Below are 20668 nucleotides of genomic sequence, written 5' to 3'. Positions count from 1 at the left end.
CCAGGCGGTCGGGGCCCTTTTTCTATGGGGCCAGGCGCTCCAGCCAGGCATGGCCGGGATAGAGCCGCGCCAGGGCCGCCGTCAGCCAGGCCCGCGCGGGCGCCTCCAGCAGGGGCGCGACCAGGCCGAAGTCGGCCTCGTCCTTCGGCCGCGGCCTGGCCGCCTTGTAGAGCAGCACGCCCTCGGGCTTCAGATAGGGCGCCGTCGACACCCCCACCATTCGGCTCCTCGGCGCGGTCAGGCGTTCGTCGCGGCGGAAGATCCAGGTCTCCGCGTCACCGGGCTCCAGCATGACGTCCATCCGCCAGGCCCGGCCCTCCCGCACCCAGGTCTGATGCCGGTGGGCCGGCGGCTCGGCGCCGGGGTCCAGGGCGCGGACCTCGCCGTCCCCCACCACGTGCAGGGCGAAGCCCGCCAGTGCGCCGCGCATCGCGCCGAACGCGCCGCGGGGAATGGCGATCTCCAGGTCTCCGTGCGGACGGCTCTGGCGCCCCAGCCACAGGTCCAGCGCCCAGCCGCCCACCACGCACCAGGGCGCGTCCACGCCCGCCAGCCGCGCCGCCGCCGCCTCCGGGGTCCAGGCGTCCCAGGCCTCCAGGGGTGGTCCGTCCCAAATCGGTGGGGTCGTCTCCATGCGCTCCAGTCCCCGCTCCCCGGCGCCCTGTGTGGCGGGGAATCCGCACCCCCTCGGGGCCGGGAACCCAAAGTCGCCTATCTGACACAACCGCCGCAACCTTCGGCCCGCCCCGGCATTCATGGTCCACGGCGCGAGAGCCGTTGTCCGGAGCCTTCCCAGTGCGGGTGTTGATTGTCGAAGACGAGATTCTGGTCGCCATGGAGCTGGAGGAAACTCTCAGCGAACTGGGCCATACCGTCGTCGGGATCGCCCCGGACCGCCGCAGCTTCGAGGCCCTGGCCGGCGAAGGCGTCGACGTGGCCCTCGTGGACCTCAATCTCCGTGATGGCGAGACCGGCGTCGAGATCGGACGCGCCCTGGCCCAACGTCATGGCGCGGCGGTGATCTTCCTCACCGCCAATCCCGGCCTGCTGGAGGATGGGGTCGCCGGAACGATCGGCGTCCTGCCCAAGCCCGCCTCGCGCCACGCCGTGGCCGCCGTGGTGGACTACGCCGCCCGCCGCAGCCCCATGCTCTCCCCGCCCGGCGAACTGCGCCTCTTCGCCTGACCGCCGCCGAGTCGAAAGGCCGCGGCGATAGTTGAGCCGTTCGCCGCGGACATGGCCTAGGCTCCCAGAATGAGAACAGCCCGGGAATGCCTTGATAAGGCCGTGGAACTGCAGGCCCGCGCCGACCTCTGTCAGGCCCCGGACATGAAGCAGCGCTTCCAGTATATCGCCGACTGCTGGCGCGGTCTGACGCGGGAAGACGGCCAGTTCGGTCCCGCTGACCCCGCGGACCCGGCCTAGACACCCTTCGCCGCCCGGCTCGCGCGGCCGGCTCAGGCGCGCTTGCGCTTGCGAGCGGCCGCCCGCGTCGTGTTCAGCGCCACGGCGGCCCGGATCAGCGCCGTCAAGGCCGCCTCGTCGATCGCCTCGCCCTCTTTGATATCGATCGCCCGCCGGGTGTTCCCCTCCAGGCTGGAATTGAACAGTCCCGCCGGGTCCTCCAGGGCCGCGCCCTGGGCGAAGGTCAGCTTGACGACCGCCTTGTAGGTCTCGCCGGTGCAGAGGATTCCGTCGTGCGACCACACCGGAACCCCCCGCCACTTCCATTCCTCCACCACCTCCGGATCGGCCTGCCGGATCAGGCGCCGGACCCGGGCGAGCGTCTCGCCCCGCCAGTCGTTCAGGGCCTTGATCCTGGCGTCGATCAACTCGGAGGGGGAGGCGCCGCTGTCCTCCGGCGCGCCGCTGTCGGCCTTGATCATCGCTGTCGCTTCCTCATCGTCGGTTTCACAGTCTGTCGCCGGGCAATCGGCTGGCCTGTCTCACCCAGTCCACGAACTGCGCCTCGTCGAGCGCGTCGGCCTCGCCGATGTTGAGATAGCGCGACTCCTTGCCCTTGGACGCGCGGGGGGGAACCGGGCTCAGCGACGCGCCCCGGAAGAAGGCCACCTTCAGGTAGCGGGTGAAGCTGTGCAGGCCCAGGAACCAGCCCTGGCCCTCGACCCCGTACAGCGGCGAGTTCCATTTGACCGCCTTGCGCACGCCCGGGACGGCGCCCACCACAAGGGCGTCGAGGCGGCGGCCAAGGTCGCTCTTCCAGCCCGGCAGGGCCGCGATATAGGCCTGCACGGGGGCGTCGCCATCGCCCTTCGCGATCTGCGGATTGCCGCCCGCCAGCAGGACCGGTCCCTTGGACATAGGTTCGCCTATCGCCCGCCGCGCCACTTGGCGGCATAGGGCGACACGAACATGTACAGGCCGGTGAGCAGCAGCAAGACCAGCGGCGCCAGCGCCGAGAGGCCCACCCACAGGGAGGGCTTCTCCTGTCCCAGGCCGAAGATGACGACGATGTTGAGGATGACGCCCGCCGTGAAGGCGACGCACACCCAGCGGTGGATCTGACGAACCCAGATGCTCAAGGAAACCTCCTCTGCAGACGTGTGGAAGCGGGTCTAGTCCGGTCGCGCCAGGACCTGTTCCAGCTTGTCGAAGAACCGCGGCCAGCCGGCCGTGGCGCCCCGGTAGGCCATCTGCTGATCGGGCCGGAAGCCCAACTGCTCCATGCGCAGCCGGGTCCCGGTGCTCGTCGGGGTGAGGGTCCAGGTGACCACGCTTTCCAGGCCAAGCCCGTCCCAGGTGTACGACAGCGCCCGGTTGGCCTCCACCGTCTCGACCCGGCAATCCACCGCGCCCCACTCGGCGCTGAGGCTGAAGCTGTGGCCGACCACCGGCCTGAAGTCGTTCTTCATCAGCCACTCGGCGATCAGGTGGGGCTGGGTCAGGGCGCGCCAGACCTTCTCCGGCGGAAAGGCGATCTCCCGCTCGACGGTCACGGAGAGGGTTTCGGCGGCTGCGGTGCTCATTGGTCCATCCTTCTGAGGAGATCTTCGAGTTGATCGAACCGGTTTTCCCAGAACCCGGCCATCTGGTTGGTCCAGTCGATCAACGGGGTCAGGGCGCCCAGTTGCGCGCTGTAATGGGTCTGACGCCCCTCGGGCCGATCACGCACCAGCCCCGCCTGCTTGAGGACCGCCAGGTGCTTGGAGACCGCGGGCTGCGAGACCCCGGCCCGGGCGGTGAGCGCCCCCACCGTCTGCTCGCCCTCGCGGCACAGCCGTTCGAAGAGGGCCCGCCGGGTCGGGTCGGCCAGGGTCCTGAAGAGCACGTCTTGGGGGGTCGGCATCTGGATCGATAACCTTCGGGCTATTGATCAACGTATAACCAGCCGGATATGCGTGAGTCAAATCCTTGGAATGCGGCGGTCGCTCGCCGCCCTACTGGCTGACCCGGCTCGGCCGCGTATAGGCCGTCGCCGGCGCGCTCATCCGCACCACCAGGCCCTCGGGGCGCCATTCGCGGCTCAGGGTTCCGCCGAGCTGCCCCTCCACCGAGACCTTCGACAGGGTCGAGCCGAAACCCTCGATCGGCGGCGGGCCGGCGATGGCGGGGCCGCCGCTCTCGGTCCACACCAGGTGGTAGTCCTCGCCGGTCCTCTGCGCGGTTATGGCCACATGGCCGTCGGGCGTGGACAGGGCGCCGTACTTGGCCGCGTTGGTGGCCAGTTCGTGGAAGATCAGGGCCAGGGGCGTGGCCGCCCGGTCGTCGATGGCGATGTCGTCGCCGGTCAGGCTGATGCGCAGGCCGCCCGCTCCGTCATAGGGGGCGAACAGCTCCCCCAGCAGGGCGAAGGCCGTGGCCGCCCGCGCCGTGGCGCGCGAGGCGTTCGAGTGCGGGCGGACGAAGTCGTGGGCGCGGCCCAGCGCCATCACCCGGTCGCGCAGGGCGGCGGCGTAGGCCTTGGATTCCGGATGGTTGCGGGCCGACAGCGAGATCAGGCCCGAGATCACCGCGAAGATGTTCTTGATTCGGTGGCTGAGCTCCTGGCTCACCAGCTCGCGTTCCTGGGCCAGGCGCTTGGCGTCGTCGATGTCGGTGCAGGTGCCGAACCAGCGGGTGATCTGGCCGGCCTCGTCGCGGATCGGCAGGGCGCGGCCCAGGGTCCAGCGATAGGCTCCCGAATGGTGGCGCAGACGGTACTCGATCTCGTAGGGCTCGCCGGTGGCCAGGCTGTGGCTCCACAGGACCCGGGCCCGCTCCTGATCCTCGGGATGGAACATTCCCGCCCAGCCCTCGCCGTCCGTGGAGCCGGGGGGCGTGCCGGTGAACTCGTACCAACGGGCGTTGTAATAGTCGTGATAGCCGTCCGGCAGGGTCGACCAGACCATCTGCGGCATGGAGTCGGCGATGGCCCGGAAGCGGTTCTCCCCATCCCTCAACCGCACGGCCTGGGCCCGCAGGGCGAGCTGGGCCATGACCTGGCGGGCGAGCGCCAACAGGGTCTCCGACTGTTCCGGGCTCAGGCCCTCCGGCCGCGGCGCGGTGTCCAGCACCGCCACCGACCCGATCGGCGCCCCGTCGGGGGCGTCCACCCTTGCCCCGGCGTAGAAGCGCAGGGCCGGGGGCTCGGTCACCAGAGGGTTGGCCGAGGTGCGCGCGTCCTGGGTCAGGTCGGGGAACACCACTAGGTCCTCGCAGCTCAGGACGTGCTGGCAGATGGAGACCTCGATGGGGGTCTCGCTGATCTCCAGCCCGACCTTGGCCTTGAACCACTGGCGGTCGCCGCCGACGAAGCTGATGATCGCCATGGGCGCCTGGCAGACCAGGGCCGCCAGCCGCACGATGTCGTCGAAGGCGGTCTCGGCCGCGGTGTCCAGGATGCCGGTGGCTCGAAGGGACGCAAGCCGGGCGTCTTCATTCCAGGCGCCCCTCGTCATCGCTTCGCTCACCCGCACTCCGTCCCTGCTGCGCCCGTACGGGCTTTCATGCTTCACGGGGACACGCCCCCGCGAACCTTGGCGGTGTACGCGCAAGCCCCGCTGGCGGTTCCCTCGCCAGCGGCTGTTAGGCGCTCACACAGGTGCTCAGATTCACCGGGCCGGTGGGGCTGCGAACCCAGCCGCCGTCGACCTTGGTGAACTCCGAGAAGCCGGACTGGGTGCGGTATTCGCTGCGCGCCGCGTCCCAGCCTTCCCAGCTCATGGCCACCACCAGCTTGGCGGTGACGCCCTTGGCCTTATCGGTGGCGGTTAGGTCGCGCTCGCCCTTGCACCCCACCTCGAAGCCCTGGCAGCCCGTGCCGTCGGACTTGGACAGGCAGGCCTTGTCGCTGGCCTGGATCTGCTTGTGCCAGGCCAGGATCTCGTCCTCCAGCCCGGCATACTTGTCCTCGGCGCCGGTCTTGGCCTTGGGGCTGCAGGCGGCCAGGGCGGCCATGGCGGACAGGATCAGAACTCGGCGCACAGGTGTCTCCAGGTGAGCCCGGGCTTCTTGGGGCCAATCAAGGCGCCAGCATGGCGGCGCATCCATCGGCGACCCGGGGCGTTGTGTCGGCTGAGGGACTTTAGGATTCTGGAGGCTTGGCTATGCGACATCGTATTTTGATCTGTGGGTTGGCGCTCGCTGCGCTCACCGCACCCACCCTGGCCAGCGCGCGCACCGCCTGTGACCAACGCGCTCACGACCGGAAAGTGACCGGCACCGTGATCGGCGCCATCGGCGGCGCCCTGATCGGCAACGCGGTCAGCCACAAGAACGGCGCCGTCATCGGCGGCCTCGGCGGCGCGGTGGTGGGCAACCAACTCGCCCGCACCAAGTGCGACACCGGCTACAGCTACAATCGCAACCGGGTCAGCAATCGCGCCACGGCCTCGCGCAACAGCGCCTATCGCCAGGCCTCCTACGACCAGTGCCGGATGGTGAGCCGCCCCTACTATGACGACCGCGGCCAGGTCAGCTACTATCAGACCCGCGTGTGCGGCCAATGACTCCGGCCATGAAGACGGCGAGCCTGGCGGTGATCGCCGCCCTCTCCCTCACCGCCTGTAGCGACAACGACGGCGCCAAGGTGGCCAAGGGGATCTGCACGCCCTTCGCCACGACCCCGGCGGCCACCACCACCACGGCCGGCGTCCCGGCCCTCACCCCGACGGTGAGCGCCGACGGGGCCGTCCCGGTGGAGGACTGCCTGCACCGCTGGGCCTATAGCCTGGCCGGCGCCAAGGACACCGCCGACGTGGTGGCCGACGCCGCCGTCGCGGCCTGTTCCTCGGCGCTCTCCAAGTGGAACCAGGCGTCCCTCTCAGGTCCCGCCGGCCCCTCCGACGCGGTCAGCCTGATAACGGGCGAGCCCACCAGCGCGATCGCCGAACATCGCAACTTCGCGGCCTCGCGCGCCCTGTTCTTCGTCGTGCAGGCCCGCGCCGGGAACTGCGCCCCGCCGCCGCCCCTGAAGAGCTGATCCAAACTCCCTCCCCAGCGTGGGGAGGGAGCGCCTCAGTGCGGTCCAGCCAGCCAATGCAGGTCTCCCAGCAGGGCGCTCCCCCGCGGCGGCTCGCCCCACGGCCGCGCGCGGCGCCTGGCCCTGCGCGCCGCCAGGGCTTCCTGAAGCCACAGCAGCCAGCCGAACGGCACGTCCCGTCTTCCCAACTCGTCCATCACCAGTCTCCTTATGCGAGGAGACGGTTTTCGGGCTTTCGCGCCCCGGTGACAAAGCGGTCCTCCTGCTCTATGCATCAGGTCAGCTTATGTCAGACCCGCTCGCCACCCTGCCGCTCAGCGCCATCCGCGTCTTCGAGGCCGCCGCGCGCCTGAAGAGCTTCACCCGCGCCGCCGCCGAGCTGAACATCACCCAGGCCGCCGTCTCCTGGCAGGTGAAGGCCCTGGAGCAGCGCCTCGCCCAGCCCCTGTTCCGCCGCCTGCCCCGCGAGGTGGTCCTGACCCCGGCCGGCGAGCGCCTGGCCCGGGCGGCCACTGAGGCGGTCGGCCTGCTGCGCGCGGCCCTGGCCGACCTCACCGACACCGGCGAAGGGGTGCTGGCCATCACCACCCTGCAGTCGCTCGCCACCGCCTGGCTCGCCCCGCGCCTGGGCGCCTTCCAGCTCGCCCATCCGCAGATCGCCGTGCGGCTGGAGGCCAGCGGCCGGATCGTCGACCTGGCCCGCGAGGATGTCGATGTGGGGATCCGCTCGGGCGGCGGGGACTGGCCCGGCCTGGCCAGCCACTACCTGTTCTCCGCCGACGGCGCGCCGCTCTGCACGCCGCGGATGGCCCGCGACCTCAACCTCACCGAACCCCGCGACCTGCTCAAGGCGCCCCTGATCGGCCTGGCCAGCGAATGGGACGCCTGGTTCGCCGCCGCCGGGGTGGAGGCGCCCTCCATCGAGGGCACGCCCCGCCTGGCCGCCGACGCCCAGACCCTGGAGGTGGCCTCGGCCCTGGCCGGCCACGGGGTGGCCCTGGGCTCGCCGATCCTGTTTTCCGCCGACATCGCCCAGGGCCGGTTGGTCTGCCCCTTCGAGGCCCGCATCAGCTTCGGCGGCGGCTACTGGCTGGTCTATCCCGCCGACCGCCGCCGCGCCGCCAAGATCGCCGCCTTCCGCGACTGGCTGCTGGACCAGGCCGCCGGGGTCTAGCCGCGGCGCCTCGTGTCAGGCAGGCTCGCGGCCGACACGCCTTGGGAGGGGCCGCCATGACCGTCGAGCTGGGGATCATCGAGGGCTATTACGGCGCCCCCTGGAGCTGGGCCGAGCGCCGCGACCAGGTCAGCTTCCTCGCCCCCCACGGCTACGGCTTCTACATGTACGCCCCCAAGGCCGACCCCTGGCTGCGCCGCCGCTGGCAGGAGGAGCACCCGGCCGAGATGGCCGCCGAGCTGCTGGCCCTGTCCGACCACTGCGCCGAGCACGGGGTCCGCTTCGGGGTGGGCCTGAGCCCCTTCGAGCTCTATCGCGACTTCGACGGGGCGGCCCAGGACGCGCTGGCCCGCAAGCTCGCCATGCTGGACATGATCGGCATCCAGGACCTCGGCGTGCTGTTCGACGACATGCGCGGCGACCTCCCGGACCTCGCCGCCACCCAGGTGCGCATCATCCACTGGATCGCCGAGCGCACGGCCGCCACCCGCGTCATCGCCTGCCCCACCTACTATTCCGACGCCCCGGAGCTGGACCGCGCCTTCGGGGCCCGCCCGGCCGGCTATCTGCAGGAGTTCGGCGCCGCCCTGGATCCCGCCATCGAGGTGTTCTGGACCGGCGAGGAGGTCTGCGCGAAGGAGTTCACCCCCGGCCACCTGGCCCGCGTCGCCGGCCAGCTGGGGCGCAAGCCCTTCCTGTGGGACAACTATCCGGTCAATGACGGCCCGCGCATGTCGCCCCACCTGCACCTGCGCGCCTTCACCGGCCGCCCCGGGAGCATCGCGGGTCACATCGCCGCCCACGCGGTGAACCCGGCCCTGCAGCCGGTCCTCTCCCGCATCCCGGCCCTGACCCTGGCCGACAGCTACCGCCTGGGCGAGGCCTACGAGTACGGCCGGGCCTTCCTGGCCGCGGCCCGCGCGGTGCTGGGAGAGGCGGTGGCCTACCGGGTCCAGGGCCACCTGGTGCTGCTGCAGGACACCGGCCTCGACCGCCTGGGCGAGGCCATCCCCGCCCTGCGCGCCCGCTACGCCGCCTACGATCACCCCGGCGCCCGGGAGATCGTCGCATTCCTGGACGGCGCCTATGTCATCACACCGGCGATGATGGCCGCGGAACACTGATCTGCGAAAACGTGTTATCCTGGCTGTGGGGATACAACCGTTTTCGGAGGCCTATCCATGCCGTCTGAGTCCGAGGTCCACCTGCTCGATCACGAGCGCACCTATCACGTCTTCAACATGCTGGTCCGCTGGTCGATGGTCCTGCTCGGGACCACGATCCTGGTCCTGACCCTGTGGTTCGCCACCCCGGCCGGCTTCCTCGGCGGCGCGGTCGCCGGCCTGATCGCCTTCGGGCTCGGCTACTGGTTCGTGATCCGCCACGAGGCCCACCAGCCGCTGGACCTGTGGGTGGTCGGCCGCTGAGCCGGGCGGCCGCCGCGCCCGCGGCGGGGCTCAGGCCTCGTCGTAGGGCGGCGGCAGCTGGCCGGCCTTGAACAGGATCACCGGGGTCTCGTCATAGTCCCCCAGCTCGGCGTCGGCCGAGGCGGAGAAGGCCACCACCCCCAGCCGGGTGTCGGACAGGCGCTCGGCCTTGCGCCGCGCCTCCTCGGCGGACTTGCAGATCAGCACCTGTTCGGCCTTCAGGCCCTTGCCCTTGCCGGCGATATAGGCCTGGACCAGGTGGACCGTCTCGCGTCCCACGCGCCCTACTTCTTCAGGACGTTGGGGGTCCAGCCGGCCGGGGCGGTGCTCTTCGGCTTCTCGGCCTTGGGCTTGCGGACTTCCTTGTTGCTCTTCTTCTGACCCTTGGCCATGGCGGTGTCCTTTCGCGCCCCGAAGCGGGACGACACACCGCCTCTCTAGCACATCCCCCTCGCCCGCCCGGGGAATTCCTGCCGGCCCTCTGGGCGCCCAAGCGTCAACCCGCCTAAGGTGCCGCCACCTGAGGGGGGAAACGAAGATGGACCGGCCAAGCCTGCCTGCGAAACTCATCCTGGCCTGCGCCATCCTGGGCGGGGTCAGCTTCCTGGCCTCGGCCTATGTCGGCCCGTCCCACGCGGCCATGATCGCCTGGAAGGGCTCGGGCGTGGCCCTCCTGGCCCTGTACGCCGCGGTCCGCGCCAAGAGCCTCGACGGGTGGCTGCTCGTGGCGGTCATGGCGCTCGGCGCCACGGGCGATGTCCTGCTGGAGACCCACGGCCTGGTGACCGGCGCCCTCGCCTTCCTGGCCGGCCATCTCGTCGCCATCGCCCTCTACCTGCGCAACCGCCGCCCGAGCCTGACCCGCAGCCAGCTCCTGCTGGCCGCCGTCATCGTGCCCGCCACCGTCATCACCGCCTACCTGCTGCCCGGCGACCGGGCCGGCGCGCCGGGCATCGCCCTCTACGCCACCGGCCTGGCGGTGATGGCGGCCACCGCCTGGATCAGCCGCTTCCCCCGCCTGAGCGTGGGCCTCGGCGCCCTGATGTTCGTGGCCTCGGACCTCTTCATCTTCGCCCGCACCGGCCCCCTGGCGGGCCTCGCCTGGGTCAGCCCGGTGGTCTGGGCCCTCTACTTCGCCGGACAATTGCGCATCTGCCTAGGCGTGGTGGGGGCCCTGGCGCGGCGGGACTAGACTGAGATTCCGAAGAACCGTGCGCCATGGGCCATTTCCTCTACATCCTGCTGCTGGTCATCGCCTTCACCTCCTGCCTTATCGGCGGCGTCCTGCTCTTTTCGCTGACACTGATGAGCTACAACCGCCTTCGCAAGATCGGGAAGGAGAAGCGGTCCGTATCACAGGTCATCTTCGACCCTACGGGGATGGGGCACGAACTGCTGGACTGTGTGACCTTCGATCCCAAGTACGATGTCGATCCGACCTATCGCCTGACGGCGCACTACACGCGGATCAGCGCCGGGATAGGGTTCGCATCCATCCTCGCGGTAAAGGCCATTGCGCTGATAAGCGCCTAGCCCACGCTCACGGCGTACTCCACCAATCCGTCTCCGGCTCCACCTTCGCCAGCGGCCCGCGCCCGATGGTGGCCAGGGCCTCGTCCTCGGTCATGCCGAACTCCTGGACCACCACCACCCACGGCGGCTTGTCCGGGTCTTCCTCCTCCGGCGGCAGGGGCCGCCGGACCCCGTACTTCTTCGGCGCCAGCATCGAGGCGGTCCAGCGCAGGGTCTTGATGCGCAGGGCGTCGGCCCGCGCCGTGGTCTCGGTGGCCTCCAGCGCGATCTCCAGCATGGCGTCGGCGAAGATGTCGGCGGCGACGGCCTTGGCCTTCAGATAGGCGTCGTGGAAGCCGTCGTCGGCCCGGATCCAGTGATAGATGGTGGCCGCGCAGGGCATGTCGGGGTCGGCGCCGATGGACAGCACCGTCTCCCCGCCGGCGACCCGCCGCAGGATCGTCCCGCCCAGTTCATCGGTATAGGTCGAGACCCGCCCGCCGCGCCCGTCCTTGCGCGGCCGCAGGGCGCGCCGCCAGCGGCGGTCCTCGTCCTCCGCCCGATCCCGCGCCCGGCGGTCGCGCCGCGCCTGGTCGCGCGCCGCCTCATAGGCCGCCGCGAATCCGCGCTCCCGCGCCCGCCACTTGTAGATCGCCTGCACCGAGGGCATCCCCGGCTCGCGCCCCAGGGACGCCTCGCTCTGCCCGCCCGCGATCCGCTCGCAGATCAGCTTTCCGAGCGCCGGCGTATAGCGGACCGACGGGCGGCGATCGGGACGCCCCAGGGGCGGCGACTGCGACGACATGGACACCTGGCGATGACTTGGGGAGGCTCGCAGCCTCTCACGGATGGGTCGATCCGTCAAGAACAAAGAGGGAACGACTAGCCCCTCTCTCAGAAGCCGGCGACGAAGCGCCAGAGGCGGCGAACGAGGATGCCTTGCGGACTCCGGCGACAGCTGTCTACATTGAAGCAGACAGTTGACGCGCGATAGGACACGACGTGGCGACCAAGCCCTACGGCCCCGGCGACAAGGTGAACATCGGCGACTCCCCCATTGGAGCGGACGCTTGGAGCGTCAAAGGGATTGATCCCAAGGCTCGCGCGATGGCGGAAGACCAAGCTCGCCAGTCCGGCATATCGATTGGTGAATGGCTGAACCGGGCCATCTTGGATGAAGCAGACCCCGATGCATCGACCATCTTGCCTGCCAGCTTCGAACACTTGGTCGAGACAATGGCGACTCGGCATCAGGGCGCTGAGGTCAATATCGCCTACGCAACTTCCGGCCTGGAAGCACACTCACAATTGGGTAGGGGAGTCGCGGAGAGCACCCGGCTCGCCGCGATCTGGACAAAGGTCGCAGAACTTCTCGGCGGTCTGGCGATCCTGCGTCGCGACGTGGAGGGCCCCCTCGACGCGCACGACTTGCTACAGGCTGGCCTGCCCGCGCGAGCGTTGACGCACCTCGTCGATCACGTTCAACTGCTCCGCTCGTCCGATCAGTTCGAGAAGGCCGTCGGCATGAGCCAGCGCACGCTTCAACGGCGTCGGGAAGAGCTTCACCGACCCCTGAACACTGAGCAGAGCGGACGAACCTGGAAGTTCGCTGAAGTTCTTGCCAAGGCGACGGCTGTGTTCGGGTCGCAGGAAGAGGCCGAGCAGTGGCTACAGCGTCCCGCCATGGGCTTGAACCAGCGTAGGCCGCTCGACCTGCTATCCACGGCCGCTGGCGTTGAGGCGGTCGAGGAGCATCTTGGACGTCTTGAGTACGGCGTTTACGCGTGACACCGCTGCCCTCCCCCCTGGGGGCCTCGGAAGTCATCGCTTGGCGGCTTGATGAAGCTCGCTTCTCAGGAACTTGGGATAGTGGCGAAGGCGGATACCTGTTTGGCGGCCGCTGGAACAGCAAGGGCGTTCGTGCGGTCTACAGCGCCCTCGACCCGTCGACCGCAATTCTTGAAGTGGCGGTGCACAAGGGCTTCAAGACTCTGGACACGGTTCCACACATCCTGACCGCCTTTCGCATCAAGGACCCCGGCTCCATGGGGGTCGTTTTTCCCGACGACGTTCCCAATCCAAATTGGCTGCGCCCCGGCGTCCCGAGCGCGGGTCAACAGAGGTTCGGAGACGACCTCTTGAGCGGGCGCGCCTTTACGATCATCCCAAGCGCTGTATCGGTCCATAGCTGGAACGTCGTGTTCGTCGCGACGAAGGCGAGCGGCGGCTATGAGGTGGTCCTTCAGGAGCCCTTCGCCTTGGACACCAGACTCCACCCGGCGACTTGAAGGTTTGGATCGCGCGAGGTCTATGGCTCGTCGGCAGATCGGACGCGCCCACGTCCCTACCGGCTCAGCAGCTCCTCGCTGAACGCCCCGAACCGCCCCTGCGGCTCCACCAGGTGGACCTCGAGGATCCAGTAGCGTTCCCGCCCGTCGGCGTCGGGCGCGCGCATCCGCAGGTCGTTGCCCGGCGCCACCAGCGACACCGCGCGCTCGCCCGGGAAGGCCGTGTGCGGGAACTCCCCCACCAGGTGGCCGGCGATCTGGCCGCCGAATTTCCAGCCCCGCCGCGCCGCCGCCTCGTGGGCCTGCGCATAGAGCGCCGCGCCGGTGATGTCGGGGTGTGCCTCGTAGACGCCCCGCAGCTCCTCCCACACCACGGCGAGGTCGCGGCGCAGGGCCTGCTTCACCGGATCGTCCCCCAGGACGAAGGTGCGCCCATAGTCGGCCTCCCAGTCGTCGAAGACCGGGCCGAAGTCGAGGAACAGGATGTCGTCGGCCGCGATCCGCAGGTCCGGGGTCGGGTCGTGGAAGGTGGCCACGGTGTTGGCGCCGGTGCGCACGATCTTGCGGTGCCAGTGCGCCTCGACCCCGAACTGCTGGGCGGCGAGCGCATGGATCTCGTCGGAGAGCTCGCTCTCCAGCAGGCCGGCGCGCACCAGGCCCTGGGCCTCGATGGCCGCGAACAGGGCCTCGGCGCGGGCCTGGGCGGCCTGCAGGCTGGCCAGCCGGGCGGGTTCGTCGAAGGTCATGACACGCTCCTAAGGTGTCATCCCGGTTTCCGCGCAGCGGAAGACCGGGACCCATAGACACCGATTTCTCCTGAAGGCCCCGCGCGTCTGGATCCCGCACTTCCGCGCCTGCGGCGCTCCATGCGGGATGACACCGGGGTGGCGCCCCCTACTTCCCCCGCTCGTAGTTCAGGATCGGCGCCAGCCAGCGTTCGGCGGTCTTCAGGTCCCATCCCTTGCGGCGGGCATAGTCCTCCACCTGGTCCTTCTCGATCCGCCCCACGCCGAAATAGTGGGCCTCGGGATGGGCGAAATAGAGCCCCGACACCGAGGCCGGCGGGGTCATGGCGAAGCTCTCGGTGAGCGCCATGCCGGTCTGGGCGGGCGCGTCCAGGATGCGGAACAGCTCGGCCTTCTCGGTGTGGTCGGGCTGGGCCGGATAGCCCGCGGCCGGGCGGATGCCGCGGTACTTCTCGCCGATCAGGGCCTCGATATCGAAGGGTTCGTCGGGGGCGTAGCCCCACAGCTCGGTGCGCACCTTGCGGTGCATGGCTTCCGCGAAGGCCTCCGCCAGGCGGTCGGCCAGGGCCGCGGCCAGGATGGCCGAATAGTCGTCGCCCTTGTCCTTGAAGGCCTTGGCGATCTCGGGCTCGCCATGGCCGGCGGTGACGGCGAAGCCGCCGATCCAGTCGGGCTGGCCGATGGGGGCCACGAAGTCGGCGAGCGCCACATTGGCCCGGCCGCCCTCCCCCTTGGACATCTGCTGGCGCAGGCTGTGCAGGCGGGTGAGCTCGGTCGTGCGGCTCTCGTCGGTCCAGACCACGATGTCGTCGCCGTCGGAATTGGCCGGCCAGAAGCCCACCACCCCGCGGGCCTCGAACCATTTCTCGGCCACCAGGGTCTTCAGCATCGCCTGGGCGTCCTTGAAGAGGTCGGTGGCGGCCTTGCCCACCACGTCGTCCTCCAGGATCTGCGGATAGTGGCCCACCAGTTCCCAGGACGCGAAGAACGGCGTCCAGTCGATATATTGGGCCAGGTCCCCCAGGTCATAGGCGGTGAAGGTGCGCGTGCCTAAGAAGCTGGGGGGCGTGGCCTGCCATTCGCTCACCTTGAAGCGGTTGGCCCGGGCGTCGGCCAGGGTGGCGCGGGCGCGGTTGGTGTTGCCGCGGGCGAACTGCTCGCGGACCTTGGCGTAGTCGGCCCGGGTCTCGGCCTGGATGCGGTCGCGCTCGTCCTTCGACAGCAGGCCCGAGACCACGCCGACGGCGCGGCTGGCGTCCAGCACATAGGTGGTGGAGCCGCCCTGGTAGCCGGGCTCGATCTTCACCGCCGTGTGGGTCTTTGAGGTGGTGGCCCCGCCGATCAGCAGGGGAATCGTGAACCCGCGCCGCTCCATCTCGGAGGCGACATAGACCATCTCGTCCAGGCTGGGCGTGATCAGGCCCGAGAGGCCCACGATGTCCACATTCTGGGCGATGGCCTCGTCCAGGATGCGGTCGGCCGGGACCATGACGCCCAGGTCGATGACCTCGTAATTGTTGCACTGCAGGACCACGCCGACGATGTTCTTGCCGATGTCGTGGACGTCGCCCTTGACGGTGGCCATCAGGATCTTGCCGGCGTTCTCGCGGGGCTTGCCCTCCTTCTCGGCCTCCATGAAGGGCATCAGATAGGCCACGGCCTGCTTCATCACCCGGGCCGACTTCACCACCTGCGGCAGGAACATCTTCCCCGAGCCGAACAGGTCGCCCACCACGTTCATCCCGTCCATCAGCGGACCTTCGATGACGTGCAGCGGGCGCTCCACCGACTGGCGGACCTCCTCGGTGTCGGCCTCGATATAGTCGGTCAGGCCGTGGACCAGGGCGTGGGCCAGGCGCTTGGCCACCGGCAGTTCGCGCCAGGCGAGGTCGGGCCCCTTGGCCTCGGACTTGCCGCCCTTGTACTTCGGCGCCAGCTCCACCAGCCGCTCGGTGTTGGAGATGTTGGTCCGCTGCGGCCGGTTGAGGATCACGTCCTCCACGGCCTCGCGCAGCTCCTCGGGGATGTCGTCATAGACCGGCAGGTCGCCGGCGTTGACGATGCCCATGTCCATGCCCGCGGCGATGGCGTGATAGAGGAACACCCCGTGGATGGCGCGGCGCACCGGCTCGTTGCCGCGGAAGCTGAACGAGACGTTGGACACCCCGCCCGACACCCGGGCCAGCGGCAGGGTCTGCTTGATGATCCGCGTCGCCTCGATGAAGTCGACGGCGTAGTTGTTGTGCTCGTCGATCCCCGTGGCCACGGCGAAGATGTTGGGGTCGAAGATGATGTCCTCGGCGGGGAAGCCCACCTCGTCGACGAGGATGCGATAGGCCCGGGTGCAGATCTCCACCTTGCGGGCGCAGGTGTCGGCCTGGCCCTGCTCGTCGAAGGCCATCACCACCACGGCCGCGCCATAGCGCAGGCAGGCCTTGGCCTGTTCGCGGAACTTGTCCTCGCCCTCCTTCATGGAGATCGAGTTCACGATCCCCTTGCCCTGGACGCACTTCAGACCGGCCTCGATCACCTCCCACTTGGAGCTGTCGATCATGATCGGCACCCGGGCGATGTCCGGCTCGGCGGCGATCAGGTTGAGGAAGGTCTTCATGGCCGCGACGCTGTCCAGCAGCCCCTCGTCCATGTTGACGTCGATCACCGAGGCGCCAGCGTCCACCTGCTGACGGGCGACGCTGAGCGCGGCGGGGTAGTCCCCCTCGGCGACGAGCTTACGGAACTTGGCCGAGCCGGTGACATTGGTCCGCTCGCCGACATTGATAAATACAGGGCGCATCAGGCGAGTTCAAAAGGCTCCAGGCCCGCCAGGCGCATGGCCTTCGGGCGTTCGGGAATGGCTCGCGGCTTAACACCCTTCACGGCGTCGGCCACGTGGCGAATGTGATCGGGGGTGGTGCCGCAGCAGCCGCCGATGATGTTCACCAGGCCGCGCGCCGCCCACTCGTGCAGCTCGTGCGCCGTCTGGTGGGCCTCCTCGTCGTACTCCCCGAAGGCGTTGGGCAGGCCGGCGTTGGGATAGGCGCTCACCAGGGTGTCGGCCACCCGCGACAGCTCGGCGATGTGCGGCCGCATCAGGTCGGCGCCCAGGGCGCAGTTCAGCCCGATGGCGAAGGGCTTGGCGTGCTTCACCGAGTTCCAGAAGGCCTCCACCGTCTGGCCCGACAGGGTCCGCCCCGAGCGGTCGGTGATGGTCCCGGAGATCCAGATCGGCAGGGGCTCGTAGCCCTCGTCCTCCATGTCCAGGATCACCTTGATGGCGGCCTTGCAGTTGAGCGTGTCGGTGATGGTCTCGATGAGGAACAGGTCCACCCCGCCCTCGTGCAGGGCGATCATCTGCTCGCGATAGGCCTGATAGACCTCGTCGAAGGTCACCAGCCGCGCGCCCGGATCGTTCACGTCCGAGGACATCGACAGCATCTTGTTCAGCGGCCCCACGGAGCCCGCCACGAAGCGGGGCTTGTGCGGCTCCCTGGCGGTCCAGGCATCGGCCCGGGCCCGGGCGATGCGGGCGCCCTCGAAATTGATGTCCCGGACCGCGCTCTCCAGGTGATAGTCGGCCTGGGCGATGGTGGTGGCCGAGAAGGTGTTGGTCTCGCTGATGTCGGCGCCGGCGGCGTAGTACTGGTCGTGCAGGTCGCCGACGATGTCGGGCCGGGTCAGGCACAGGATGTCGTTGTTGCCCTTCAGCTGGCCCGGGTGGTCCTTGAACCGCTCGCCGCGGTAGTCGGCCTCGTCAAGCCCGCGCTTCTGGAACATCACCCCCCAGGAGCCGTCCAGGATCAGCACCCGCTCGCGCGAGATTTGCTTCAGTTTCTCAATACGTTCCGAGCGCGCGCTCATGCGGCGATCTCCTTCGGCTCTTCCCGGATCCCCAGCACGCGACAGATCGCGTAGACGAGGTCCGGACGGTTCAGGGTGTAGAACTGGAAGTCCGAGTAGCCCTCCTCGGTCAGCCGCGCGCACATCTCCGCGGCCACCGAGGCCGAGATCAGCTTGCGCGTCTCCGGGTCGTCATCCAGCCCTTCGAACAGGTTGCCCAGCCAGTCGGGAAGCGTGATCCCCACCGGCCCGGCCATCTTCTTCAGGCCCTTGAAGCTGCTCACCGGCATGATCCCGGGCGAGATCGGGATGGTCACGCCGGCCGCGCGGACCTTGTCCATGAACCGCAGATAGCCGTCGATGTCGTAGAAGAACTGCGAGATGGCCCGGGTCGCCCCGGCGTCGATCTTGGCCTTCAGGACGTCGATGTCGTGGTCGATCGTGTTGCCGGGATAGCCCTGCGGATAGACGCTGACGCTGACCTCGAAGTCACCGATCCTGCGGATGCCGGCGGTCAGTTCGGTGGCGTTGGCGTAGCCGTCGGCGCGGGGGACATAGACCCCGCCGATCTTGCCGGGCGGGTCGCCGCGGATGGCCACGATGTGGCGGATGCCGGCGTCCCAGTAGCCCTGCACCACCTCATCCACCTCCTCGCGGCTGGCCTCCACGCAGGTCAGGTGGGCGGCGGGCTTCAGGCCGGTCTCGTTGAGGATCCGCACCACGGTGCGGTGGGTGCGGTCCCGGGTCGAGCCGCCGGCGCCATAGGTCACCGAGACGAAGGACGGATTCAGGGGCTCCAGCCGGCGGATCGCCTCCCACAGGCTCTCCTCGGCCTCCGGCGTCTTGGGCGGCGAGAACTCGAAGGAGACGGAGGGCCGCTTGGCCAGGCCCGCCCCGGCGCGGGCGATGGGACCCAGCGCGGTCTCTAGCGGGCTCATGCGGCGGTCCTCTCGGCTTGGCGGACGCGCTCGGCGGTCCAGATCTTGACGGTGAGCCCCTCGCCCCGGACGGGCGGCAGGGCGGAGGCGCGGACCTTGCTCAGGCCCGCCTCGTTCAGCCAGCGCTCCATCTCGGCCTCGGCGAAGCCCAGGCGGCGGTGCTGATGCTGCTCGCGCAGGAACTCGAGCGTGTGGGGCGCGAAGTCGACGATGATCAGCCGGCCGCCCTCGGCCACCAGGCGCGCGGCCTCGCGCACCGCCGCGGCGGGGTCCCCCAGATAGTGCAGCACCTGGTGGACCACCACCAGGTCGGCGCTCTGGCCGGGCAGGCGGGTGCCGAAGATGTCGCCGTGGCGTAGCTCGCAGCGCTCCAGCCCGGCGTCGGCCACGTGCCGGCGGGCGATGTTCAGCATCTGCTGGGAGAGATCGAGCCCCACGGCCGCCTCGGCGTGGGGGCCCAGCAGGGTCAGCATGCGGCCCGTGCCGCTGCCCAGGTCCACAAGCCGCTTGAAGGGTCCGGGACCGGCCACCTTCAGCACCGCGGCCTCGACGGCGGTCTCGGAGACATAGAGCGAGCGGATCTCGTCCCAGCGGGCGGCGTTGCGGGCGAAGTACTCCCCGGCCTCGGCCGAACGCTCGGCGCGCACCGCCTGCAGCCGCTCGGCGTCGCGCAGCAGGATCGGGTCGGCGGGGTCGACGCTGGCCAGGGTCTCGTCGGCAAGCCGCCGGGCCAGGCCACCGGCCACCAGCCGGTAGAAGACCCAGGCCCCGTCAGGGAACCGCTCCACCAGGCCGGCCTCGGCCAGCAATTTCAGATGGCGGGAGACACGCGGCTGGCTCTGGTCCAGAACCTTGCAGAGTTCCAGCACCGCCAGTTCCTCGTGGGACAGCAGGGCGAGGATACGCAGGCGCGTCGGTTCGCCCGCCGCGCGCAGCACTTCCACAGCCTGGATCGCCGAGAGACTCATGGGCACATAAAGATATCTTTATGTCTTTATGTCAAGCCTCGGGAGGGGTCTCCTTGGGCTCCCAGAGTTCGATCTTCAAGCCCGCCGGATCCATCAGCCAGGCGAAGCGCCCGTTCTCGTCGGAGTCATCGCGGCCGGTGGGTTGGACGCCCTCGGCGGCCGCCCGGGCCAGCACCCCATCAAGATCATCGACAATGAAATTGATCATGAACGGCGAGGCCGAGGGCTCGAAATATGTGGTGTCGGCCTTGAACGGCGACCAGAGGGTGTATCCCCGATCCCCGTGCGGCCACATCGCGCCGGACCAGTCGCCGCCGCCGAACCCCAGGACGCGGTCGTACCAGGCGGCCAGGGCCGCCGGGTCTGAGGTCTTGAAGAAAACACCACCGATTCCAAGCACTTTGGCCATGGTCCTGATCTCCTGGTTCTAGGCCGCGACCGGGCTCAGCAAGGCCTCGCCGGCGAAGTGACGGCGCAGGTTCTCGAAGGTCTGGGCGATCATGTTGGGCAGGGAGTCCACCGTGCCCCCCGCGCTGTGCGGGGTCAGCACCGTGCCGGGCACGCCCTCCCAGCGGGCCGTCGGCGTCGGCTCCTCGGCGAACACGTCCAGCCCCGCGCGGCCCAGGCGCCCGTCCTTCAGCGCCGCGATCAGGGCGTCCTCGTCGATCACCGAACCGCGCGACACGTTGACGATCATCCCGTTGGGCCCGACCGCCTCGATCACCGCGGCGTTCACCGCCTGACGGTTGGAGACATCGGCGCGGCAGGCCACCACCAGGATGTCGCTGCCGGCCGCCAGGGCCAGCAGGCTCTCCGCCCGCGGCCAGGGCGCGTCGGGCTTGGGGTTCGGGCCCCACCAGCCCACCGTCATCCCGAAGGCCTCCACCCGCCTGGCGACGGCCACGCCGATATGGCCCAGCCCCATGATCCCCACGCGCTGGCCCTTCAGGCCGGGGCCGACCTCCATGCGATCATGGTTCCAGCCGCCGGCCCGGACCATGCGGTCGCCGGCCACGATGTTGCGCCAGCCGCCGATCAGCAGGCCGAGCGCATGGTCGGCCACGTCCTCGGCGTTCAGCCCGTCGGCGTGGCTGACCTCGATCCCCCGCGCCCGGCACCAGGCCACGTCGACCCCGTCATAGCCGACGCTGACATTGGCGATCAGCTTCAGGCTCGGCAGGCTCTCCAGGAACTCCGGCGTCAGCACGATCTCGCCGGCATGGACGATGGCCTCCACGGCGGCCGCGTCCCCGTCGGCCATCTCCCAGCGCCGCACGACCCTGTAGCCCTGGGCCTCCAGCCCCGCCCGCATCGGCGACAGCATCGGGTGGGAGATCAGCAGGGTGTGCGGCATGGG

Annotated in this window: 29 protein-coding genes; 11 read left to right on the top strand and 18 right to left on the bottom strand. The window is 69.6% G+C overall.

All coding sequences use genetic code 11. The features are described 5' to 3' along the window. Window positions 1-22: 22 nt before the first annotated feature. Window positions 23-634, bottom strand: a complete 612-nt coding sequence (locus AC1RN5_RS15730) for a nucleotidyltransferase domain-containing protein (protein ID WP_493042089.1) — start codon at window positions 632-634, stop codon at window positions 23-25. Between the two features lie 161 nt (window positions 635-795). On the opposite strand from AC1RN5_RS15730, the gene AC1RN5_RS15725 reads away from it, so the two are divergent. Both AC1RN5_RS15725 and AC1RN5_RS15720 read left to right on the top strand, forming a co-directional pair. Continuing rightward, window positions 796-1185, top strand: a complete 390-nt coding sequence (locus AC1RN5_RS15725) for a response regulator (protein WP_421935050.1) — start codon at window positions 796-798, stop codon at window positions 1183-1185. Window positions 1186-1287: 102 nt separating this feature from the next. Continuing rightward, on the top strand, window positions 1288-1425 hold the full coding sequence (locus AC1RN5_RS15720; RefSeq protein ID WP_493042088.1) for a hypothetical protein: 138 nt from the start codon (window positions 1288-1290) through the stop codon (window positions 1423-1425). 32 nt (window positions 1426-1457) lie between these two features. Here the strand turns inward: AC1RN5_RS15720 and AC1RN5_RS15715 are convergent, their stop codons facing one another. From AC1RN5_RS15715 to AC1RN5_RS15685, 7 genes are all read right to left on the bottom strand, one after another. After that, entirely contained in the window at window positions 1458-1886 is a 429-nt protein-coding gene (locus AC1RN5_RS15715) for a DUF1801 domain-containing protein (protein WP_493042087.1), read from the bottom strand. A 25-nt stretch (window positions 1887-1911) separates the two neighbouring features. Next, the gene (locus AC1RN5_RS15710; protein ID WP_493042086.1) at window positions 1912-2322 is read right to left on the bottom strand and encodes a DUF1801 domain-containing protein; all 411 of its coding nucleotides are present in this window, start codon (window positions 2320-2322) and stop codon (window positions 1912-1914) included. An 8-nt stretch (window positions 2323-2330) separates the two neighbouring features. Continuing rightward, the gene (locus tag AC1RN5_RS15705) at window positions 2331-2543 is read right to left on the bottom strand and encodes a hypothetical protein (RefSeq protein WP_493042085.1); all 213 of its coding nucleotides are present in this window, start codon (window positions 2541-2543) and stop codon (window positions 2331-2333) included. 33 nt (window positions 2544-2576) lie between these two features. After that, complete coding sequence (locus AC1RN5_RS15700; protein WP_493042084.1) at window positions 2577-2987, bottom strand: SRPBCC family protein; 411 nt, start codon at window positions 2985-2987, stop codon at window positions 2577-2579. Further along, entirely contained in the window at window positions 2984-3307 is a 324-nt protein-coding gene (locus AC1RN5_RS15695; RefSeq protein ID WP_493042083.1) for an ArsR/SmtB family transcription factor, read from the bottom strand. Before AC1RN5_RS15695 ends, AC1RN5_RS15700 begins: the two co-directional genes overlap by 4 nt. Before the next feature lie 91 nt (window positions 3308-3398). Further along, entirely contained in the window at window positions 3399-4898 is a 1500-nt protein-coding gene (locus AC1RN5_RS15690; protein ID WP_493042082.1) for a sensor histidine kinase, read from the bottom strand. A gap of 127 nt (window positions 4899-5025) precedes the next feature. Next, window positions 5026-5424, bottom strand: coding sequence for a hypothetical protein (locus AC1RN5_RS15685; RefSeq protein ID WP_493042081.1), 399 nt, complete (start codon window positions 5422-5424; stop codon window positions 5026-5028). A gap of 122 nt (window positions 5425-5546) precedes the next feature. On the opposite strand from AC1RN5_RS15685, the gene AC1RN5_RS15680 reads away from it, so the two are divergent. The 5 genes from AC1RN5_RS15680 to AC1RN5_RS15660 all read left to right on the top strand — a co-directional run bounded on the left by AC1RN5_RS15680 (window position 5547) and on the right by AC1RN5_RS15660 (window position 9022). Continuing rightward, window positions 5547-5948 (top strand): YMGG-like glycine zipper-containing protein, encoded by a 402-nt coding sequence (locus tag AC1RN5_RS15680; protein ID WP_493042080.1) that lies wholly within the window; start codon window positions 5547-5549, stop codon window positions 5946-5948. Between the two features lie 8 nt (window positions 5949-5956). Then, complete coding sequence (locus AC1RN5_RS15675; RefSeq protein ID WP_493042079.1) at window positions 5957-6421, top strand: hypothetical protein; 465 nt, start codon at window positions 5957-5959, stop codon at window positions 6419-6421. A gap of 286 nt (window positions 6422-6707) precedes the next feature. Beyond that, window positions 6708-7595 (top strand): LysR substrate-binding domain-containing protein, encoded by an 888-nt coding sequence (locus tag AC1RN5_RS15670; RefSeq protein ID WP_493042078.1) that lies wholly within the window; start codon window positions 6708-6710, stop codon window positions 7593-7595. A 56-nt stretch (window positions 7596-7651) separates the two neighbouring features. Continuing rightward, window positions 7652-8719 (top strand): beta-N-acetylglucosaminidase domain-containing protein, encoded by a 1068-nt coding sequence (locus tag AC1RN5_RS15665; RefSeq protein ID WP_493042077.1) that lies wholly within the window; start codon window positions 7652-7654, stop codon window positions 8717-8719. Between the two features lie 57 nt (window positions 8720-8776). Continuing rightward, on the top strand, window positions 8777-9022 hold the full coding sequence (locus tag AC1RN5_RS15660; protein WP_493042076.1) for a hypothetical protein: 246 nt from the start codon (window positions 8777-8779) through the stop codon (window positions 9020-9022). A 30-nt stretch (window positions 9023-9052) separates the two neighbouring features. On the opposite strand, the gene AC1RN5_RS15655 is transcribed toward AC1RN5_RS15660, so the two are convergent. Together AC1RN5_RS15655 and AC1RN5_RS15650 are read right to left on the bottom strand one after the other, a co-directional pair. Beyond that, window positions 9053-9301 (bottom strand): hypothetical protein, encoded by a 249-nt coding sequence (locus AC1RN5_RS15655; protein WP_304698915.1) that lies wholly within the window; start codon window positions 9299-9301, stop codon window positions 9053-9055. Between the two features lie 5 nt (window positions 9302-9306). Beyond that, window positions 9307-9414, bottom strand: a complete 108-nt coding sequence (locus AC1RN5_RS15650) for a hypothetical protein (protein ID WP_421935036.1) — start codon at window positions 9412-9414, stop codon at window positions 9307-9309. A gap of 146 nt (window positions 9415-9560) precedes the next feature. On the opposite strand from AC1RN5_RS15650, the gene AC1RN5_RS15645 reads away from it, so the two are divergent. Continuing rightward, window positions 9561-10214 (top strand): lysoplasmalogenase family protein, encoded by a 654-nt coding sequence (locus AC1RN5_RS15645; RefSeq protein ID WP_493042075.1) that lies wholly within the window; start codon window positions 9561-9563, stop codon window positions 10212-10214. Between the two features lie 26 nt (window positions 10215-10240). Then, the gene (locus AC1RN5_RS15640) at window positions 10241-10555 is read left to right on the top strand and encodes a hypothetical protein (protein ID WP_493042074.1); all 315 of its coding nucleotides are present in this window, start codon (window positions 10241-10243) and stop codon (window positions 10553-10555) included. A gap of 7 nt (window positions 10556-10562) precedes the next feature. Here the strand turns inward: AC1RN5_RS15640 and AC1RN5_RS15635 are convergent, their stop codons facing one another. Further along, window positions 10563-11339, bottom strand: a complete 777-nt coding sequence (locus AC1RN5_RS15635) for a terminase small subunit-like protein (protein WP_493042073.1) — start codon at window positions 11337-11339, stop codon at window positions 10563-10565. A 197-nt stretch (window positions 11340-11536) separates the two neighbouring features. Here AC1RN5_RS15635 and AC1RN5_RS15630 point away from each other — a divergent pair, with 197 nt between their 5' ends. Together AC1RN5_RS15630 and AC1RN5_RS15625 are read left to right on the top strand one after the other, a co-directional pair. Then, a complete protein-coding gene (locus AC1RN5_RS15630) occupies window positions 11537-12322 on the top strand; it encodes an Xre family toxin-antitoxin system antitoxin (protein WP_493042072.1) in 786 nt (261 codons plus the stop codon). After that, the gene (locus AC1RN5_RS15625; RefSeq protein WP_493042071.1) at window positions 12319-12822 is read left to right on the top strand and encodes an RES family NAD+ phosphorylase; all 504 of its coding nucleotides are present in this window, start codon (window positions 12319-12321) and stop codon (window positions 12820-12822) included. Before AC1RN5_RS15630 ends, AC1RN5_RS15625 begins: the two co-directional genes overlap by 4 nt. A gap of 56 nt (window positions 12823-12878) precedes the next feature. On the opposite strand, the gene AC1RN5_RS15620 is transcribed toward AC1RN5_RS15625, so the two are convergent. From AC1RN5_RS15620 to AC1RN5_RS15590, 7 genes are all read right to left on the bottom strand, one after another. Beyond that, on the bottom strand, window positions 12879-13568 hold the full coding sequence (locus AC1RN5_RS15620) for a M24 family metallopeptidase (protein ID WP_493042070.1): 690 nt from the start codon (window positions 13566-13568) through the stop codon (window positions 12879-12881). 148 nt (window positions 13569-13716) lie between these two features. Next, window positions 13717-16362, bottom strand: a complete 2646-nt coding sequence (gene metH / locus AC1RN5_RS15615; protein ID WP_493042069.1) for a methionine synthase — start codon at window positions 16360-16362, stop codon at window positions 13717-13719. After that, entirely contained in the window at window positions 16362-17426 is a 1065-nt protein-coding gene (locus AC1RN5_RS15610; protein ID WP_493042068.1) for a homocysteine S-methyltransferase family protein, read from the bottom strand. Before AC1RN5_RS15610 ends, metH begins: the two co-directional genes overlap by 1 nt. Further along, window positions 17423-18343: a methylenetetrahydrofolate reductase [NAD(P)H] gene (metF, locus tag AC1RN5_RS15605; protein ID WP_493042067.1), complete on the bottom strand. Its 921-nt coding sequence runs from the start codon at window positions 18341-18343 to the stop codon at window positions 17423-17425. Before metF ends, AC1RN5_RS15610 begins: the two co-directional genes overlap by 4 nt. Then, window positions 18340-19311 (bottom strand): ArsR/SmtB family transcription factor, encoded by a 972-nt coding sequence (locus AC1RN5_RS15600; protein ID WP_493042147.1) that lies wholly within the window; start codon window positions 19309-19311, stop codon window positions 18340-18342. The genes metF and AC1RN5_RS15600 overlap by 4 nt, the downstream gene beginning before the upstream one ends. Before the next feature lie 31 nt (window positions 19312-19342). Beyond that, entirely contained in the window at window positions 19343-19720 is a 378-nt protein-coding gene (locus AC1RN5_RS15595) for a VOC family protein (RefSeq protein WP_493042066.1), read from the bottom strand. Window positions 19721-19738: 18 nt separating this feature from the next. Then, window positions 19739-20665, bottom strand: a complete 927-nt coding sequence (locus AC1RN5_RS15590) for a 2-hydroxyacid dehydrogenase (protein WP_493042065.1) — start codon at window positions 20663-20665, stop codon at window positions 19739-19741. Window positions 20666-20668: the final 3 nt, after the last annotated feature.

Source organism: Phenylobacterium sp. GW821-FHT12F10, assembly GCF_058806695.1.
The sequence above is the reverse complement of the archived record's forward strand: the minus strand, read 5'-3'. Positions and strand labels throughout refer to the sequence as shown.